This window comes from Streptomyces sp. NPDC028910 (assembly GCF_055564955.1).
In genome coordinates this window covers 51,872-69,809 of the sequence record NZ_JBVHVF010000016.1, presented here as the reverse complement: position 1 = coordinate 69,809, position 17,938 = coordinate 51,872, and the positions used below count along the sequence as shown (strand labels likewise).

The 17,938-nt window shown below is 71.8% G+C and carries 14 protein-coding genes; 9 read left to right on the top strand and 5 right to left on the bottom strand.

Annotated features, from left to right (window positions below):
• Positions 1-121: 121 nt before the first annotated feature.
• Both ACZ4TV_RS20265 and ACZ4TV_RS20260 read left to right on the top strand, forming a co-directional pair.
• Positions 122-760 carry a DUF4142 domain-containing protein gene (locus ACZ4TV_RS20265; protein WP_468136064.1) on the top strand — a complete coding sequence of 213 codons (639 nt, stop codon included), beginning with the start codon at positions 122-124 and terminating at the stop codon, positions 758-760.
• A 9-nt stretch (positions 761-769) separates the two neighbouring features.
• Positions 770-2,158: a DUF1996 domain-containing protein gene (locus tag ACZ4TV_RS20260; protein WP_468136063.1), complete on the top strand. Its 1,389-nt coding sequence runs from the start codon at positions 770-772 to the stop codon at positions 2,156-2,158.
• A 310-nt stretch (positions 2,159-2,468) separates the two neighbouring features.
• On the opposite strand, the gene ACZ4TV_RS20255 is transcribed toward ACZ4TV_RS20260, so the two are convergent.
• A complete protein-coding gene (locus ACZ4TV_RS20255; RefSeq protein ID WP_468136062.1) occupies positions 2,469-3,734 on the bottom strand; it encodes a PucR family transcriptional regulator in 1,266 nt (421 codons plus the stop codon).
• Between the two features lie 378 nt (positions 3,735-4,112).
• Between ACZ4TV_RS20255 and ACZ4TV_RS20250 the strand changes: the two genes are divergently transcribed.
• From ACZ4TV_RS20250 to rox, 6 genes are all read left to right on the top strand, one after another.
• A complete protein-coding gene (locus ACZ4TV_RS20250) occupies positions 4,113-5,054 on the top strand; it encodes a hypothetical protein (RefSeq protein WP_468136061.1) in 942 nt (313 codons plus the stop codon).
• Positions 5,051-6,499 carry an NADH-ubiquinone oxidoreductase-F iron-sulfur binding region domain-containing protein gene (locus ACZ4TV_RS20245; RefSeq protein WP_468136060.1) on the top strand — a complete coding sequence of 483 codons (1,449 nt, stop codon included), beginning with the start codon at positions 5,051-5,053 and terminating at the stop codon, positions 6,497-6,499. The genes ACZ4TV_RS20250 and ACZ4TV_RS20245 overlap by 4 nt, the downstream gene beginning before the upstream one ends.
• A gap of 137 nt (positions 6,500-6,636) precedes the next feature.
• Complete coding sequence (locus tag ACZ4TV_RS20240; protein WP_468136146.1) at positions 6,637-7,620, top strand: SCO0930 family lipoprotein; 984 nt, start codon at positions 6,637-6,639, stop codon at positions 7,618-7,620.
• Positions 7,621-7,763: 143 nt separating this feature from the next.
• Positions 7,764-8,219 carry a hypothetical protein gene (locus ACZ4TV_RS20235; protein ID WP_468136059.1) on the top strand — a complete coding sequence of 152 codons (456 nt, stop codon included), beginning with the start codon at positions 7,764-7,766 and terminating at the stop codon, positions 8,217-8,219.
• Between the two features lie 175 nt (positions 8,220-8,394).
• Positions 8,395-9,966, top strand: coding sequence for an alpha/beta hydrolase (locus ACZ4TV_RS20230; RefSeq protein ID WP_468136058.1), 1,572 nt, complete (start codon positions 8,395-8,397; stop codon positions 9,964-9,966).
• Between the two features lie 141 nt (positions 9,967-10,107).
• Positions 10,108-11,535 carry a rifampin monooxygenase gene (gene rox / locus ACZ4TV_RS20225; RefSeq protein WP_468136057.1) on the top strand — a complete coding sequence of 476 codons (1,428 nt, stop codon included), beginning with the start codon at positions 10,108-10,110 and terminating at the stop codon, positions 11,533-11,535.
• An 8-nt stretch (positions 11,536-11,543) separates the two neighbouring features.
• Here the strand turns inward: rox and ACZ4TV_RS20220 are convergent, their stop codons facing one another.
• The gene (locus ACZ4TV_RS20220; RefSeq protein ID WP_468136056.1) at positions 11,544-12,842 is read right to left on the bottom strand and encodes an MFS transporter; all 1,299 of its coding nucleotides are present in this window, start codon (positions 12,840-12,842) and stop codon (positions 11,544-11,546) included.
• A 250-nt stretch (positions 12,843-13,092) separates the two neighbouring features.
• On the opposite strand from ACZ4TV_RS20220, the gene ACZ4TV_RS20215 reads away from it, so the two are divergent.
• Positions 13,093-13,989, top strand: coding sequence for an arginase family protein (locus ACZ4TV_RS20215; protein ID WP_468136055.1), 897 nt, complete (start codon positions 13,093-13,095; stop codon positions 13,987-13,989).
• 42 nt (positions 13,990-14,031) lie between these two features.
• Here ACZ4TV_RS20215 and ACZ4TV_RS20210 read toward each other — a convergent pair whose 3' ends face one another.
• From ACZ4TV_RS20210 to ACZ4TV_RS20200, 3 genes are all read right to left on the bottom strand, one after another.
• Complete coding sequence (locus ACZ4TV_RS20210; RefSeq protein ID WP_468136054.1) at positions 14,032-14,445, bottom strand: PaaI family thioesterase; 414 nt, start codon at positions 14,443-14,445, stop codon at positions 14,032-14,034.
• Positions 14,446-14,501: 56 nt separating this feature from the next.
• On the bottom strand, positions 14,502-16,526 hold the full coding sequence (locus ACZ4TV_RS20205; protein ID WP_468136053.1) for an NADPH-dependent 2,4-dienoyl-CoA reductase: 2,025 nt from the start codon (positions 16,524-16,526) through the stop codon (positions 14,502-14,504).
• A gap of 246 nt (positions 16,527-16,772) precedes the next feature.
• The gene (locus tag ACZ4TV_RS20200; protein ID WP_468136052.1) at positions 16,773-17,933 is read right to left on the bottom strand and encodes an NHL repeat-containing protein; all 1,161 of its coding nucleotides are present in this window, start codon (positions 17,931-17,933) and stop codon (positions 16,773-16,775) included.
• Positions 17,934-17,938 lie beyond the last annotated feature (5 nt).

Genomic DNA, 17,938 nt, shown 5'->3' with positions numbered 1-17,938 from the left:
CGGGAATGCGGGTGTGCACCGCACGGCACGTGCGGACCCTCCTGCCCCGCCACTCTCCCGGCCCCTGGAGCGAGGAGGCACAGTGCTGCATTTGCGGCGGAGGTCCATCAGCAGCTTGTCGGTGGCCACCAGGTACACGATCGGAAGCGGCGTCGTCATCACCGCTCTCGCCCTCACCTTGATCGCGCTGCTGATACCCGTGGAGAGTTTCGGCGGCCGGGCCTCGGCCGCGGCCGCGGGTCCGGCGGGGGAGGACGACGGCCGCGGCACGATGAGCACGGCGTACGGGCCGCTGACCCCGGCGGACCGGGACTTCGTACGGAAGGTACGGCTCGCCGGGCTGTGGGAACTGCCCGCGGGGCGGCAGGCCCAGCAGCGCGGGACGCGCGCCTCGGTGCGTACCGCCGGGGAGCACCTCGTCGAGGGCCACGCCGACCTGGACCGGCAGGTCATCCAGGTCGGTCAGGCCCTCGGCGTCGACCTGCCCAACCAGCCCTCCGCGCAGCAGCAGGACTGGCTGGGCCAGCTGACCGGCGCCCGAGGAGACGATTACGAACGGCTGTTCGTCCAGCTGCTGCGAAGGGCGCACGGAAAGGTGTTCGCCCTGCTGGCCGGGATACGGGCGCAGACCCGCAACTCCATGATCAGAGCCCTCGCCACGTCCGCCAACGCCACGGTTCTGGACCACATCACGGTCCTCGAAGACACCGGGCTGGTCGACTTCGACGGGCTCTCCGACAATGTCCGACCGACGAAGTGAAGTGATCGCATGAGTCAAAAGGGCCACAAACGCCCCCGGTTGTCGAACAAGCTCCTGGCCGTGATCGCCGCGCTCGTGCTGGGCGGTGGCGGGGTCGCCATCGTCGCCGGCAACGCCTCCGCGGGCCAGGACGGCGAGGGCGAGCGTACGGCGCAGCTGACGGCCACCATCGACTGTCCCGACGTGGGAGAGCGGCTCACCGCCGTGCCCGAGCAGGCCAAGGCCGAGGTCGACAAGAGCCTGGCCGAGCTGGACGACCAGGTGGCCGACGCCTACCGGCGGCTCGCCGCGGGCGAGGCGCAGGGGGACGCCCTCCTCGGTGAGCTCCGGAACCAGCGGGACAAGACCATCGCCGGCATGACCGACGCGATAGGCCGCTCCGCCGAACGTCCCGAAGAACTAGGCTCGTTGAGCGGATGCGCGATGAAGAAGGCGTCCGTCGAGGACGACGCCGCGCTGGGCGTCGCGGCCGGCGGACCGGACGAGCGCAGCGCCGCCCTGAGCACCGGACAGAAGGGCGGTCCGGCGCGGAGCGACTTCGCCGACATCACCAAGGTCCGGCCGAACGTACGCACTCCCGCGCGATCGGCGGGCGCCTCCTCGGGGTCCTTCAGCTCGCAGTGCGGCCGCAACGAGAACGGCCACTTCAACCCCGACAACGTCATCGTCGCACCCGGCGTCTCCAACGGCGCCCACCACATGCACGACTACGTGGGCAACGAGTCCACCGACGCCTTCTCCACCAACGACAGCCTCGCCGCGGCCGGCACCACCTGCGGCAACGGCGACCAGTCCAGCTACTACTGGCCCGTGCTGCGGTTGCGCGACGGCAGGGCGGAGCGGGACGCCAAGGCGCCCGGTGGCGGCCAGGACGGCAATGTCGGCACCATCCTGCGGCCGAAGCAGGTGACGATCACCTTCAAGGGCAGTCCCGTCGGCAAGGTCACGGCCATGCCCCGCTTCCTGCGCATCATCACTGGTGACGCCAAGGCCTTCGCCAACGGCACGGCCAACGCCAACGCCTCGTGGAGCTGCACCGGATTCGAGAACCGCCAGCTGAAGGACAAGTACCCGATCTGCCCGAAGGGCAGCGACGTGGTGCGCACCTTCACCTTCCAGAGCTGTTGGGACGGCCGGAACACCGACAGCGCCAACCACCGGACCCATGTGGCCTTCCCGGACCGCAACGGACGCTGCCAGAAGGGCTTCACCGCCATTCCGCAGCTGGTGCAGCGCATCACGTACGGGGTGGCGCCGGGTGCCCGTATCGCCGTGGACAGCTTCCCCGAGCAGCTGCACAAACCGGTGACCGACCACGACGACTTCATCAACGTGATGTCGAACGGCCTGATGGCCAAGGCCGTGTCCTGCATCAACGACGGGCGCACCTGCCGCTGACCGAAGCGGTACGGATCCCCCTCCAGCTCCCGGGGCGGGCGCGCCCCTCCCCCACCACCGCGCCCGCCCCGGGAAAGGTGTTGGCCCGGAGCCGACTTCGGGCCAACACCGCAGACGTGTGCACGACCGCCGGCCCGGCCCCGTGGTGACGGGGCCGGGCCGGGCGGTTGGGGTTCACGAGCCGTTGCGGTTCACGGGCCCGTCGAGGTTCACAGTCCGTCGAGGTTCAGAACCCGTAGAGGTTCACAACCCGTTGAGGTTCACAACCCGTAGAGGTTCACAACCCGTTGACGTTCACAGGCCGTTGAGGTTACAGCCCGTTGACGCGGGCGATCCGCCCGACGCCGAGGGGCGTGAAGTCCGCCTGGATCACGCGCGCCGCCCTGCGGCCGACCCGCGAGTGCTGACGCCGCACCTGGGCCATCAGCCGGCGGCTGCGCAGGGCCATCTCCAGCTCGAACCGGGTGCGGGGGTCGCGCAGGCCGGTTCCGAAGAGCTTCTCCAGCTGGCGCATGCGGTACCGCACGGTCTGCGGGTGCACGCTCAGGGCCTTCGCGGCCTCGGGGGCTCCGCCGCCCTCCAGCCAGGCCAGCAGGGTGACTTCCAGTCGCTCGCTCTGGCGGGGGGTCAGATCCGCCAGGGGGCGCAGCCAGCGGGCGGCCAGTGCGTGGGCGAGGGGTTCGTCCTGAAGCAGCAGCAGGGTCGAGAGGTGGTCGTCGACGTAGACGGGCCGGGCGTCCAGGCCCGGGCGGGCGGGGGTCAGGGCGAACAGGCGCAGCGCCCAGCGCAGCGAGGAGGCCGTGTCCCGGAGGGGGACGGCGTGGCCCACGGCCGCGAACCGGCCGCGCAGCAGGTGTTCCAGGGGGGCTCGGGTGTCCGGGTCGGGACTCGGGACCAGCAGGCACGGCCGGCCCGCGAACATGCCGGCGAGGGCGTCGTCCAGGACCGCGGCGAGCTGGAGCGTCTCGCCGGGCGTGGCCGGCACGACGGCCCGTACGGCCGGCGGGAGGGGCCAGCCGGCCGCCTCGGCGAGCTCGCTGAGGGAACTCTCCGTTGCGGCCCTGTCATCGGTGAGGGTCCTGAAGAGCTCCTGACGCGCCCGATCGCCCTCCCGGTCGCCCTCCCGGTCGCCGTCGCGCCGGCCCTCGTGCGTGACCTCGCACGCGTCCCGGTCCTTGTCCCGGCCGTCGCCCGGGCCCCGGCCCTCGTCCCTCCCTTCGTGCGTGACCTCGCACTCGTCCGTGCTTTCGACCTCGTTTCCCACCGCGCCGTCGGCCGCGGTCTCTCCCTCGATTTCACCCTCGCTCTCGGACGGGTCCTCGCCCTCGTCCTCGTCCGGTGCTCGTTCCCGGGATTGCTCCTGATAGCCGAGGGCGGTGAGAAGAGCCTCCTCCACCCGCTGCCTGAGCAACTCGTCATCGATGGCATCGTTGTCATCGATAAGTGCGGAAAATTCCGGAATTCCATGCAGAAGCTCCTCCACTATCTCCGCGGCCAGCGCGGGGAGTTCCCTGCGCAGGACACGGGTCCACTCGCCACGCGGGCGGGACCAGATGCGGTTCAGAAGTTCGCACATCGTTACCTCGTTCGTGCCGGGGTGAGGCTTGTCCGGGGAAGAGCGACAAGCCCGCCGAGGTTGCCTCTCGCACCAATACCCTTACCTGGTACGGGAGTTGAGACCCTCGCACTCCCTCCTGGAGAGGCCTGTCGCAACCTCCGCTGGAGGGGAATCTTCCGGTGTTGTTCGATGCGCCGGAGACGCGGTGCGAGAAATTATCACGTTTCGATAAATCCTGTGGAGCTGCTGTGCAGCTCCACGATGCTTCTGCACTCCGGCCCCAAGTTCCCTCGGCCGGCGCGGAGTTTCACAGCGCTGCCGGGCACAGACGACAACGACCCCCGGGTGCCGAGCGCCAGGTGGAGTGCTCGGAGCCCAGGCGCACAGGAGAACTGGATGCCCCTGCCCCAGCCGCACATGCCACGCTCACACAGATCCCGCCGCAGAAGCCGTCACGCGGCATCGGCTCCGGCCGCCGGACGGCGCGCCGTCCGGCGGCCCTCCCTCCTTCCCACCGCCGGAAGACTGAGCCCCGGCGCGCTCTGCGCCGCCGGCGCGGCACTCGTCTCCGTCATCGTGGCCGCCCGCGCGGGCGCTCTGACCCGCGTCTGGGACTTCCTCGACTACGGGGCGGGCGTGATCTCGCTCGTCTCGCTCACCGCCACCGTCCTGTGGGGGCTGATGGCCACAGACCGGCTGCTCCTGGGCTCGGGCCACCGGCTGCTCGCCCAGGGTGTGCACCGCGGCCTCGCGGTGGCGGGGCTGGGCTTCCTGGCCCTCCACATCTGGGTGAAGATCGCGGAGCAGCGGACGACGGCGGCCTCGGCGGTCCTGCCGTTCACGGATGACGGCCGGCCCGTCCTGATAGGACTCGGCACGCTCGCCGGATACCTCTTCCTGGCGGTGGCGGTCTCCGGCGCGGTGCGCAGCGTGTTCGCCACCAAGAGCCGCTCCCTGTGGTGGCGGGCCCTGCACCTCGGCGCCTATCCGGCGTGGGGCGCGTCGCTCGTGCACGGGCTGAAGGCGGGCCGCTCCGCCGACGCCTGGGTCACGGCGGCCTACGCACTGTGCCTGGTCGGTGTCGCGTGCGTCCTCGCCCTCCGCATCAAGTCCCGGATGCGAGAGGTCACTTCGCGCCCGATCGCCCCACCGGCCGCCGCGCCGGGGCCCGCCTCGGCCGCCGTACCCCGACCCAGGCGGGCAACGCGGCCGGCCGCGTTCCCCCGGCCGGCCGCGCCGCCCAGGCCCGACCACCCACCGCGTACCGCCGTGTACGCGCCGGGCCTGGCCGGCGGCGCGGGCGAGGAACAGCTCGCCACCCGAGAGCGGTGGACATGACCGGCGACCCGCGGCCCGGCCTCGGCTGTGTGGGCGTCCCCAGGCTGCTGGCCGGCCTCGACCGGGCCCCCCGGCTCGACCGCGTCGCCCATCTGACCGCACACGGCTCGCTGCCCCCGTACCGGCCGGACGAGCTCGTCGACCTCGCCGACAACATCGACCTGCGGGGGCGCGGCGGGGCGGGCTTCCCCTTCGCCCGGAAACTGCGCGCCGTCATGCGGGCGGCCCGGGGACGGGACGGGCTGACCGCCGTCGTCGTCAACGGCAGCGAAGGCGAGCCGAGTTGCCTCAAGGACACCGCGCTGCTGCTGCACGCCCCGCACCTGGTGCTCGATGGGGCCTTACTGGCCGCCGCGGCGCTCTCCGCCGAGGACGTCGTGGTGGCCGTCACCCGTGCGGACGTGGAGCAGTCGGTACGGGCCGCCGTCGCGGAACGCGGCCCGGCCGGCCGCCGGGTGCGGGTGGCGCGGCTGCCCGAGCGCTTCGTGACCGGGGAGGGAACCGCCCTCATCAGCGGCCTGAACGGCGGGGCGGCGCTGCCGTCCGGGCAGAAGGTGCGGACCAGTGAGCGGGGCCTGGGCGGCGTGCCCACCCTGCTGTCGAACACCGAGACCTACGCCCAACTCGCCGTCGCCGCCCGGCTCGGCGCGCTGGACTACCGTACGACCGGACTGCCCGCCGAGCCGGGCACCGTCCTGCTGACCGTCGCCGGCTCCACGGTCGTCGAGACGCCGACCGGGACCTCGCTGGCGTACGTCCTGGAGCTGTGCGGCACCGATCCCGGCCAGGGCGTCCTGGTCGGTGGCTACCACGGCAGATGGCTGGACCCGGGGGCCGCCCGCGCCGCGGAGGTGTCGCGGCAGTCCCTCGCCGCCTTCGACGCGGTGCTGGGGGCCGGCGCGGTCCTGCCCCTGCCCGAGGACACCTGTCCGGCCGGGGAGGTGGCCCGGGTGACCCGCTGGATGGCGAAGGAGTCCGCGGGCCAGTGCGGCCCCTGTGTACGGGGGCTGCCCGCACTGGCCGACGTACTGGAGGACGCCGTGCGGGGAGGGGGCAGAGCCGCCCTCGAAACGGTGGAGGCGCGGCTGCGAGTGGTCCGGGGCCGGGGCGCGTGCAGCCATCCCGACGGCACTTCGCACTTCGTGGCCTCGGCGCTCAGCGCTTTCCCGGACGAGTTCCGGGACCACGCACTCGGCAGTGGCTGCGGCCGACGGGTGTTGGGGGCGCTGCCGCTGCCGCGGGACGAGAGCCCGGAGCGGCTGGTCGTGGACTGGACCCTGTGCAAGGGGCACGGGCTGTGCGTGGACGTCCTGCCCGATGTCGTACGGCTCGACGCGGACGGCTATCCGGCCCAGGCGTCCATGCCGGTGCCGGGGCGGCTGCGGCCCAAGGCGCTGCGCGCGGTGCGGCGTTGCCCGGCCCTCGCGCTGCGCATCCAGGACTGAACCAATGGGCCCGAGTTCAATCTTGGCGCGATCTGACAAATTCCCAGGGATATTCACTTCCGCCGCCCTGAGCCCCGTATCAATGACCGGGGACACGAAAACGCGGGACCGAACCTGAAGGAGAGATCGTGAAGAGAATGCGTCGTGAGATATTCGCCGGGTCGGCGGTCGCGGTACTGCTGATGACCGCCGGGTGCGGCAGCGCCGACAATGCCACGGGAAAGGGGAACTCGGTCCAGCCGGTGGGTGACAGCAAACAGGTCGGGTCCGCCTACGACGACGCGTACGGAAGCGGCTCCGGCACCGACCCGGCGGCCGGGGCCGGGGCCGGAGCCGGCAAGAACGGCCCGGCCGGGCAGCTGGCCGTGAAGGAGGTCCCGGGGCTGGGCGCGGCGGTCACCGACAGCGAGGGCTTCACGCTCTACCGGTTCGACAAGGACACGGCCAAGCCCCCCAAGTCCACCTGCGAGGGGGACTGCGCCACCGCCTGGCCCGTCGTGGCCGCGGACGACGTCTCGGCCGGTGAGGGCATCGACGCGGCGCTCCTCGGTTCGGTCGCGCGAGCCGACGGCACCCGGCAGCTGACGCTCGCGGGATGGCCGGTGTACCGCTACGCGAAGGACACCAAGCCGGGCGACACGCTCGGTGAGGGCGTCGGGGGAACCTGGCACGTGCTGGGGCCCGACGGCAAGCCGGCCGCTCCCGGCAAGAGCGGAGCGGCGCACGGGGCGGACAAGGCGAAGCAGGCGAATCAGGGCGCGGAACTCACCGTCGACCAGAACGCCGAACTCGGTCCCATCATCGCGGATGCGGAGGGCCGGACCCTCTACCGTTTCGACAAGGACAGTGCCTGGCCCATGAAAATCGGCTGCGTCGGCGCCTGCCTGGACACCTGGAAGCCCGCCAAGCCCGTCGACAAGGGAAAGGTGACGGGAATTCCCGCCGAATTGGTGGGCTCGGTGAAACGGCCCGACGGCAGCGAGCAATTGACGATCGACTGCTGGCCGGTCTATTCCTTCACCGGCGACAAGGAACCCGGGGACATCAGCGGGCACAACAAGCAGGGCCTCTGGTTCGCCGTGACCGACAAGGGAAAGAAGGCGAAGGCCGCCGCCGGCTAGCTCCGGACCGGCCGCGCCGACCCACCCACCCAGACACCCAGACACGTGGTGCCCGGGCCCCTCCCCGCCCGGGCACCACGACCGCACCACGACCGCACCACTGCCGCACCGCGACGACTCCCCGATCAGCCAGTGAGGTTGCCATGCCGTCCACCGACCGCCGTACGCGGCGGATCCGCCCGTCCCTTCCGGCCGTCACCGCGGTCTTCACCGCCGTGCTGCTGTGCGGCGGCTGCGCCGGCGGGGCGGGCCGGGCGGCCGGGTCCGGCGAGGCGGCGGCGCACCGTACCTCGCTCGAAGAGATCGCCACGGCCATCGGATGTACCGCAGAAGTGAGCGTGGAGGCCGAGGAGTTGCGGCAAGGGGGATGCGAGACCGGGCAGGGTCCGTACCGCATGGTCACCTTCGCGGCCGATGAGGGACTGCGCTCCTGGCTGACCGAATCCCGGATGTACGGCGGCACTTATCTGGTCGGGGACCGGTGGGTCGTCACCGCCCAGTCGGCGCAGGCCCTGACCGCGGTGCGCGGCCGGCTCGGCGGCTCCCTGGAGACCGGCTCCACGCACGCCGGGCCCACCGAGCACTCCGCCCACCCCTGAACTTCCGGGCTGCCCATGGTGCACAGCGTCAGCGCCGACTGCGGCGTGTCGGCCAGTTGTCCTGATATCAGCTCGTTCGTGAGGAGCACGAGGCACGACCCTCCGGGATGATTCGGCGGCGCCCCTCATGCAACAGGGTGGACGAGTAAGCGACTTCGCCGAAAGGAACCGCTCTGTGCGCCTGAAACGCTTCGCACCGCTGCTCGCAGCCGCCGGACTCACCGCGTCCACCGTGCCCCTGCTGACCGCGACGCAGGTCTCCGCCGCCCCGGCAGCGGACTACCAGCCGCAGAAACCCGCTTGGCAGCGCTGCAGTCCCGAGCAGCCGGCCTCGTACGAGTGCGCCACGCTCAAGGTCCCGCTCGACTACCGGCGTCCCGACGGGCGCACCATCGACCTCGCCATATCCCGGATGAAGAGCGAGAACCCCGCCAAGCGGCACGGTGCCATGCTGCTGAACCCCGGCGGCCCGGGCGGTTCCGGGCTCGACCTGCCGCTGCTGATGAACGAGGCGATGCCCAAGGACGTACGGGAGCAGTACGACCTCATCGGCTTCGACCCGCGCGGGGTCGGCGCCAGCAGCCCGATCACCTGCGGACTGAGCGACGCCGAGCAGAACTTCGACCGGCCGTACCGTGCGGAGAGCTTCCCCTCCGACGTGGCGTGGGCGCGCACCGTCGCCGAGAAGTGCCGCGAGAAGGCCGGTTCGGTGCTGCCGTACATCACCACCCGCAACACGGCGCGCGACATGGACGCGATCCGTGCGGCGCTGGGCGAGCGGAAGATCTCGTACGTGGGCTACTCGTACGGGACCTACCTCGGCGCGGTGTACTCGCAGATGTTCCCGCAGCGCACGGACCGCTTCGTGCTCGACAGCGGTGTGGACCCGCAGCGGATCTGGCGCGGCATGATCCAGGTGTGGGCCACGGAGGCCGAGCCCGCCTTCGCGCGATGGACGCAGTGGGCAGCGGAACGGTCGGCCGAATACCAGCTCGGCGACTCCCCGAAGGCGGTGTCGGACACGTTCTGGCAGCTGGTGGCACGCGCCGACCGCGAGCCGATCGACTTCGAGGGGCAGAAGATCACCGGGGACATCATCCGGTCCGCGCGCGGGGTGTTCTTCTACCCGGCGCAGGCCACCCCCCTCATGGTGGCCCTCAAGGCCTCGGCCGAGGGCAAGCCGCTGCCCGCGGGCACGGACGTGGCGAAGCTGAAGCGGCTGCTCTTGGGCGACCGGCCAGAGCCCGCCTCGGACAACGGCACGGCTGTCTTCTGGACCGTGGTGTGCGGGGACACCGGCAACTGGCCCCGCTACACCGAGCAGTACGAGCGGGACGCGGCGAAGGACAAGGTCAGGTACCCGCTGTACGGGGACTTCGCGTCCAACATCAAGCCGTGCGCCTTCTGGGACCGGCCGGTCGAATCGGCCACGCCGATGCACAAGAAGGCGAACGTGCTGACGGTGCAGAACGAGTGGGACTCGCAGACCCCCCTCGTCAGCGGCCAGGGCCTGCACCGCGCGCTCAAGGGCTCGCGGATGGTGCTGGCGGCCGGGGGTGAGGGCCACGGCGTGTACCTCTTCGACCCCGCCTCCTGCGCCAACGCGCCGGTCAACGCCTACTTGACCACGGGCCGGCTGCCCGCCGAGGACGTGACCTGCCAGAGCTCGCCGGCCGCTGCCGAGCGGCGCGAATCCGCACCGCCGTCGAAGCCGCTGCCGTTCCCGTCCGGCCCCGGACGGTTCTGACGTCCCGTGGCCCCGTGACCTCCGGCTCATGAGGGACGCCTCCGCGGCAGCGGGGGCGTCCCCCCTAAGCACTGTCCGGGCGATCTTCGGGGCATAATCGCCAGTCGAAGCCAGGACCTGCACAGATACACGGGGGTTGTGATGGTCGACGTACTCATTGCCGGTGGTGGACCGACCGGTTTGATGCTCGCCGGCGAGCTGCGGCTGCACGGTGTGCACGTGGTCGTACTGGAGAAGCTGACGGAGCCGACGGGGCAGTCCCGCGGGCGCGGCGTGCACGCGCGCACTGTCGAGATCATGGACCAGCGCGGCCTGCTCGACCGGTTCCTCGCCGTCAGCGAGAAGTTCCAAGTCGGCGGCTTCTTCGCCGGCATCATCAAGCCCTGGCCCGACGGGGTGGATACCGCGCACCCGTACGGCATCACCGTCTCCCAGCCGGAGACCGAGCGGCTGCTGACCGAGCGCGCCGTCGAACTCGGGGCCGAGATCCGGCGGGGCTGCGAGCTGGTCGGGCTGAGCCAGGACGAGCGCGGCGTGAGCGCCGAACTGGCCGACGGCACGCGGCTGCGGGCCCGCTACCTGGTCGGCTGCGACGGTGGCCGCAGTCTGGTGCGCAAGCTGCTGGGTGTCGGCTTCCCCGGTGAACCCGCCAAGGTCGAGACGTTGTTGGCCGATGTGGAGGTGACGGAGGAGCCGGCGAAGCTGGCCGCCGTCACGGCCGAGATCCGCAAGACCCACATACGGTTCGGAACCGTGCCCATGGGTGAGGGGGTGTACCGCATCATCGTGCCCGCCGAAGGACTGGCGGAGGACCGTGCGACCATGCCGACGTTCGAGGAGTTCAAGCAGCGCCTGCGGGAGTGTGCCGGCACCGACTTCGGCGTGCACTCACCGCGCTGGGTGTCCCGGGTCGGCGACGCCAGCCGGCAGGCCGACCGTTACCGGGTCGGACGGGTGCTGCTGGCCGGCGACGCGGCGCACATCCACCCGCCGACCGCAGGGCAGGGACTCAGCCTCGGCATTCAGGACGCCTTCAACCTCGGCTGGAAGCTGGCCGCCGAGGTGCGCGGTTGGGCGCCGGAAGGCCTGCTGGACAGCTACCACGCCGAACGGCACCCGGAGGGCGCCCGCGTACTGGCCGAAACCCGCGCGCAGGGCTTGCTGCTGGAGGCGGATTCCGGGGCGAAGGCGCTGCGGGATCTGTTCTCGAAGCTGTTGGACTTCGAGGAGGTGAACCGGTACGTGACCGAGATGATCACCGCGGTCGGGGTCCGCTACGACCTCGGCGCCGGCCATGACCTGGTCGGCCGGCGCCTGCGGGACCTCGCGCTGAAGCAGGGGCGCCTCTACGAACTGATGCACGACGGCCGGGGGCTCCTGCTCGACCAGACCGGCCGCCTGTCGGTGGAAGGCTGGGCCGACCGGGTCGACCACGTCGTCGATGTCAGCGAGGAACTCGACGCACCCGCAGTGCTGCTGCGGCCGGACGGGCACGTCGCATGGGTCGGCGACCAACAGCACGATCTGCTCGGCCACCTGCCCAAGTGGTTCGGCGCCGCCACCGGCTGAGCGCGCCGTCACGGGCAGTGTCGCGCCGGGGGCTCGGCCGTGCGGTCAGGGGCCGGGTCCGGTGCGGTGGCCGCGCCGACCCGGCTGCCGCGCAGCGGGGTCAGCAGTCCGCCGCCGAGTACGAGCAGGCACAGCGCCCCGGCGGCCAGGCTGACCGCCGGGACCCCGTGGCGGGCGGCCAGCACCGTGAGCACGGCCGCGCCCACCGGGCCCGAGGCGTTGTGCACGGTCCAGAAGGCCGAGGTGACCCGGCCGAGCAGGTGGTCCGGGGTCACCTCCTGACGCAGGGTCATGCTGCAGATCCCGCCCAGGGTGATCCCGAACATGAAGACGGCGGCCAGGGCGGCGATCACCGGCACGCTGCGGCTGACGCCCGTCACCGCCACCCCGACGCCGATCATCGCGACCGAGGTCAGCCAGCACGTGCCGAAGCCGAGGATCCGGCGCAGCCTCCCGGCGGTCAGCGCCGCGGCGACGGCGCCGGCCCCGCTCGCGGCGATCACGTAGCCGAGCGTGGCGGCGTCCCGGCCGAGGTCGTGCTGGACCCGGTAGATCAGCAGGTCGGTGGCGCCCATGGTGACGAAGGTCAGCAGGGTGAGCTGGATGGTCAGCGGGCGCAGCAGCGGGTGGGCCCACAGGAAGCGGAAGCCCACGACGAACATCTCCCGCAGTCCCCCGGATGCGGCCCCGGCCCCGGATCCGGCCCCTGCCCCGGCCCCGCCGCTGCGCTCACCGGTCGGCCGGGTGAACCTCACCCATCCCAGGCTGGCGGCGGAGACCAGGAAGGTCGCCCCGTCCACGCCCAGCGCCCAGTCCGCGCCCACGCCGGCCGTGATGAAGCCGGCCGCCACCGGCCCGAGCAGGGTCCCGAGCGCGAAGGTGCCCATCAGCCGCCCGTTGGCGGCGGTGAGGTCCTGCGTACGCACCAGATTCGGCACGGCCGTCACGTACGCCACATCGAACAGCGTCTTCAGTACGGCGACCAGCGCGGTCAGCACGTACAGCAGCCAGATCTGCGGTCCGGCGACCCACCAGACGAACGGCACCGCGCCGAGCAGGACCGCCCGCACCAGATCGCAGACGATCATGAGTCGGCGGCGGTCCGCCCGGTCCACCACGTAGCCGGCGAACAGCCCGGTGCCGATGGCGGTGGCGCCGGAGACGACCGTCAGCAGGCCCATCTGGACGACGGACCCGGTGGCGTCGAGGACGAGCAGCGGAAGCGCGAGCAGCGAGATGGAACCGCCGAGGACGGACAGCGCCTGGCCAAGCCAGAAGACGTTGAAGTCCTTGTTGTGCCGAAGCACACGGCTCGTACTGCGGGGTCCGGATGTGGAGGTGATGGTCCCGGCCTTTCTGACATCGGTCCGCCGCTGTGGTCCGTCCGTCGATCTCCGACACGGGGACGGTAAGTGACGAGATCCCGGTCTGTCACTCGCCTTTTCCCTTTCCGGGTGCGCGCCCCGGCGCGCTCCTCCCGGGGCACCCCGGCGTGTTGTCCGACTGCGCACCACGGCTTCTGATGGGGTGGCAGCCGGCGAGGGAAAGGGGTCGGGCGTGCGGGAACGGGCGGTCATCGAGGCGCCGTCGGTGCTGGGGCTGCGGCCATCGGGTGTCCAGGACCTGCCGACGGCCCTCCTCGAAGCCGGCCTGCTGGCCCGGCTCGGGGCGGTGTGGGCCGACCGGGTCGAAGCGCCCCCGTACGACCCGAGGCGCGACGCCGACACCGGCGTCCTCAACCCCGCCGCCATCGCGGAGTACTCCGTCAAGCTGGCCGACGCGGTCGGCCGCGTCCTGGACCGCGGCGGTTTCCCGGTGGTCCTCGGCGGCGACTGCAGCATCCTCCTCGGCAACCTCCTGGCCCTGCGGCGCCGCGGACGCCACGGGCTGCTGTTCATCGACGGCCACACCGACTTCTACCAGCCGTCGGCGGAGCCCACCGGCGAGGCCGCCTCCATGGAACTCGCCCTGGCCACAGGTCACGGCCCCGGGCTGCTCACCGACCTCGAAGGCCGCGGCCCCCTGCTGCGCGAAGAGGACGTGGTCGCCTTCGGCTTCCGTGACTCCGCCCAGTCCGCGGAAGCCGGGATGCAGCCGCTGCCGCCCCGACTGCACACGCTCGACCTCGACGCCGTGCGCGCGACGGGAGCCGCGGCAGCGGCCCGCCAGGCCGTCGATCGGCTCACCGTCGACGGCCGCTGCGGATACTGGGTCCACCTCGACGTCGACGTACTGGACGACGCGATCATGCCGGCCGTGGACTACCGGCTGCCGGGCGGACTGACGTGGGCCGAACTGGAGGGCGTGCTGGAGACGGCACTGTCAGACGAGCGGGCCCTCGGACTCGATGTCACGATCTTCAACCCGCGCCTCGACCCCGGCGGAAGCATCGCGGCGCGCCTCACCGAGTGCCTGCGCCGAGGATTCTCCGGGCGTGCCCACCCCGGAGGGTGAACCGGGCCGTTCTCCCCGATCAGGCCCTGCGTCCGGTCGAACTCACCCGAGCAGGGCGTAGACGGTGGAGGCCGTCGCGGCCGGTTCTCCGGCGCCGTCGGGGGTCAGGGTGATGTCGGCGAAGGCCATGCGCTTGCCCAGCTTCGTGACCCGTACGTGGATCAGCACGTCGGCGCCGACCACCGGCCGCTGGAAACTCGTCGACTGCTGAACGGTGGTCATCGGCCCGTACGCGCCGCGCGCGGCGGAGATCGCGATGACCGTGGCCGTGTCGGCGGCCGCCATCATGGCCTGCCCCGAGAGGCCGCCGCCGTCCCGGGCCAGTTCCTCGGACCAGGGCAGCCGCAGTACGGCGTGCCGCTCGCCCGTCTCCTGGACGGTCAGTCCGAGGGCGAGCACCCAGGGGGCGAAGTTGTCGGTGAGGATCTTGTCTGCGTCTGCGGGTGAGAACGTCACCCGGGAGATTGTGGCGGCCCGGCCGGGCCGCCACAATCCCTTTCGGCCGGCGGGTGTCAGAGGGTGGCGGCCAGCTCCGTGCCCTGCCGGATGGCGCGCTTGGCGTCGAGCTCGGCGGCCACGTCGGCGCCCCCGATCAGGTGCGCCTCCACGCCGGCCGCGCGCAGCGCCTCGTACAGGTCGCGGCGCGGCTCCTGGCCGGTGCACAGCACCACCGTGTCGGCGGGTACGAGGCGCTTCTCCCCGTCGACGGTGATGTGCAGGCCCTCGTCGTCGATGCGGTCGTACGTGGCCCCGGCGACGGAGACGACCCCGCGGTGCTTGAGCTCCGCGCGGTGGATCCAGCCGGTGGTGGTGCCGAGGTTGGCGCCGACCTTGGTCGCCTTGCGCTGGAGCAGGTGGACCTGGCGCGGCGGCGTGGGGCGGGTCGGGGCGGTGAGGCCGCCGGGGCCGGCGTACGTGGTGTCCACGCCCCAGTGACGGAAGTAGACGGCGGGGTCCTGGGAGGCGCCCTCGCCGCTGTCGGTGAGGTACTCGGCGACGTCGAAGCCGATGCCGCCGGCGCCGACGACGGCGACGCGCTCGCCGACGGGGGCGCCGTCGCGCAGCACGTCGAGGTAGCTGACCACGTGGGGGTGGTCCACGCCGTCGATGTCGGGGGTGCGGGGGGTGACACCGGTGGCGACGACGACCTCGTCGTAGCCCTGGAGGGTCGCCACGTCCGCGCGGGTGTTCAGGCGGACCTCCACACCGCTCTCCACGAGCTGGGTCCCGTAGTAGCGGATGGTCTCCTCGAACTCCTCCTTGCCCGGGATGCGGCGGGCGATGTCGAGCTGGCCGCCGATGTGCCCGGAGGCCTCGAAGAGGGTGACGGCGTGGCCGCGGCCGGCGGCGGAGACGGCGCAGGCCAGTCCGGCCGGGCCGGCGCCGACGACGGCGACGCGCTTCTTCGTCCGCGTCGGGGACAGGACGAGTTCGGTCTCGTGGCAGGCGCGCGGGTTGACCAGGCAGCTGGTGATCTTGCCGCTGAAGGTGTGGTCGAGGCAGGCCTGGTTGCAGCCGATGCAGGTGTTGATGGTCTCGGAGCGGCCGGCGGCGGCCTTGGCGACGAAGTCGGCGTCGGCCAGGAAGGGCCGGGCCAGGGAGACCAGGTCGGCGCGCCCGTCGGCGAGCAGTTCTTCGGCGATCTCGGGGGTGTTGATGCGGTTGCTGGTGACGAGGGGGATGCCCACCGCGCCCATCAGCCGCTTGGTGACCCAGGTGTAGGCGCCGCGCGGGACGGAGGTGGCGATGGTGGGGATGCGGGCCTCGTGCCAGCCGATGCCGGTGTTGATGATGGTGGCGCCGGCCGCCTCGATCTCCTTGGCGAGGTGGACGACCTCGTCGAGGGTGGAGCCGCCGGGGATCAGGTCGAGCATGGAGAGGCGGTAGATGAGGATGAAGTCCTCGCCGACGGCCGCGCGGGTGCGGCGCACGATCTCCAGCGGGAAGCGGACGCGGTTCTCGTAGGCGCCGCCCCAGCGGTCGGTGCGCTTGTTGGTCGCGGCGGCGATGAACTCGTTGATGAGGTAGCCCTCGGAGCCCATGATCTCGACGCCGTCGTAGCCGGCGAGCTTGGCGAGGCGGGCGGCCCGGACGAAGTCCTCGACGGTCCGCTCGACCTCGATGTCGGTGAGCTCGTTCGGCACGAAGGGGCTGATGGGGGCCTGGAGGGCGGTGGGGGCGACCAGGTCCTTGTGGTAGGCGTAGCGGCCGAAGTGGAGGATCTGCATCGCGATCTTCCCGCCCTCGGCGTGCACGGCCTCGGTGATCACCCGGTGCTCGGCGGCCTCGTCCTCGGTGGTGAGGCGGGAGCCGCCCTCGAAGGGGCGCCCGGCGTCGTTGGGGGCGATGCCGCCGGTGACGATCAGGCCGGCTCCGCCGCGGGCGCGCTCGGCGTAGAAGGCGGCGAGGCGCTCGAAGCCGCGCTCGTGCTCTTCGAGGCCGGTGTGCATCGAGCCCATGATCACGCGGTTCGGCAGGGTGGTGAAACCGAGGTCCAGGGGGCTCAGCAGGTGCGGGTACCGGCTCTGGGAACTCATGAGGGGCGCCTCCTCGCGCGGGGGGTGATGCACCTGTTCTAGCGAGGGGAGGGTGGTTTTGCAACTAAGTGCATAACCCGGTGGCCGCGGTCCGGCCCCGAAACCCGGTGGTCCCGGGCCTGGCCCGCTCGCCCTGTGGCGGAGTTCACTCCGACCCACCCAGCGCGCCCCACGCAGGACGCCCCACGCAAGACGCCCCCGGCTGGACGGACAGGCCGGGGGCGATGGAGGGATTGCGGTTGGCGCCTAGGGGGTGACCTTGCCGACGCCCCCCATGGCCTGGGTGGCGCGCTGGTTGATCTGCCACAGCTGGCCTTCACGGTTGCTGACGTAGATCCAGCCGTTGACGGTGTCCAGCGCGAGTCCCCCGCACGTCCCCAGGCCGGTGGCCACCACGCGCTGCGCGCCGTCCGCGAGGGTGATCTCGTGCAGGCGCCCGCCGTTCAGGTGGTCGATGGTGTACGCCCGGCCGGCGCCGTCGAGGGCCACGCGGATGGTGCTCGCCCCGGGAAGGTGGGCCACGACGCGGTGGGTGCGGGCGGCCAGGTCGAACTCGTACAGGTAGCCGCCGCTCTCCTTCCGTCCGACGTACGCCTTGCCCCGCCCGTCCAGCTCCACTCCGCCGGTGCCCTGCCCCAGGGCGGTGGCGATCGCCTGCTTCTGTCCGCCCGGCAGGTCGACGGCGAACAGCTGCCCGTCGAGCCAGCTGGCGACATAGGCCTTGCCCGCCGCGTCGAGCGCGACACCGTACGCGTACGCTACGTCGGCGACCTTGCGGAAGGTGCCCTTGTGCAGATCCACCGCGAGCAGGCGCGCACCGCCGTAGTCGGCGATGTACGCCGTGCCCTGACTGTCCACCCGCACATCGCCGATCTCGCCCAGGGCGCTCGCGACCACGCGCTGGGCGCCGGTGTCGACCTTCACCGCGTAGAGCTTCTGGCCGCCCCGGTCGGCGACGTACACCGTGTTCGACGACGGGTCGACCGCCAGGCCTTCGGATGTTCCCAGACCCGTCGCGATGAGGGCGTAGCTCTTCTTCTTGCCGATGAGCTCCGACAGGTCTTCGAGCTTCGGCATGTCCGCGTCGCCGATGCTCACCTTCGGCGGTCCGAACGCCTTCGTGGTCGCCGAGGCCATGGTGGAGGTCGAACCGGGGTCTTCGGAGACCTGGCGCTGCGCGGCGGCCATGCCCTGGGCGTTCTGGAAGAGCGGGCCCAGGAAACCCATGACGTCGAACGCCCCGTGCGCGGTCTGGCGCACAAGCCACGGGTCCCGCTCGCTCTCCAGCTTGCGCACGGCCTCCGAGACGTCCCCGGCTCCTGGAGTGTCCTTGTCCAGCGCCTGAGCGGACTTGTCGGCGGAACCGGCCTCGTCTCCGCCGTTGTCAAAGATGTTCTTGAAGGACATGGGGT

Bases quoted from the DNA above. Each gene is read 5' to 3' on its own strand.
- ACZ4TV_RS20205 (WP_468136053.1), bottom strand. From the start codon at position 16,526: ATGAGTTCCCAGAGCCGGTACCCGCACCTGCTGAGCCCCCTGGACCTC.
- ACZ4TV_RS20260 (WP_468136063.1), top strand. From the start codon at position 770: ATGAGTCAAAAGGGCCACAAACGCCCCCGGTTGTCGAACAAGCTCCTG.
- rox (WP_468136057.1), top strand. From the start codon at position 10,108: ATGGTCGACGTACTCATTGCCGGTGGTGGACCGACCGGTTTGATGCTC.
- ACZ4TV_RS20250 (WP_468136061.1), top strand. From the start codon at position 4,113: ATGCCCCTGCCCCAGCCGCACATGCCACGCTCACACAGATCCCGCCGC.
- ACZ4TV_RS20255 (WP_468136062.1), bottom strand. From the start codon at position 3,734: ATGTGCGAACTTCTGAACCGCATCTGGTCCCGCCCGCGTGGCGAGTGG.
- ACZ4TV_RS20245 (WP_468136060.1), top strand. From the start codon at position 5,051: ATGACCGGCGACCCGCGGCCCGGCCTCGGCTGTGTGGGCGTCCCCAGG.
- ACZ4TV_RS20200 (WP_468136052.1), bottom strand. From the start codon at position 17,933: ATGTCCTTCAAGAACATCTTTGACAACGGCGGAGACGAGGCCGGTTCC.
- ACZ4TV_RS20235 (WP_468136059.1), top strand. From the start codon at position 7,764: ATGCCGTCCACCGACCGCCGTACGCGGCGGATCCGCCCGTCCCTTCCG.
- ACZ4TV_RS20240 (WP_468136146.1), top strand. From the start codon at position 6,637: ATGCGTCGTGAGATATTCGCCGGGTCGGCGGTCGCGGTACTGCTGATG.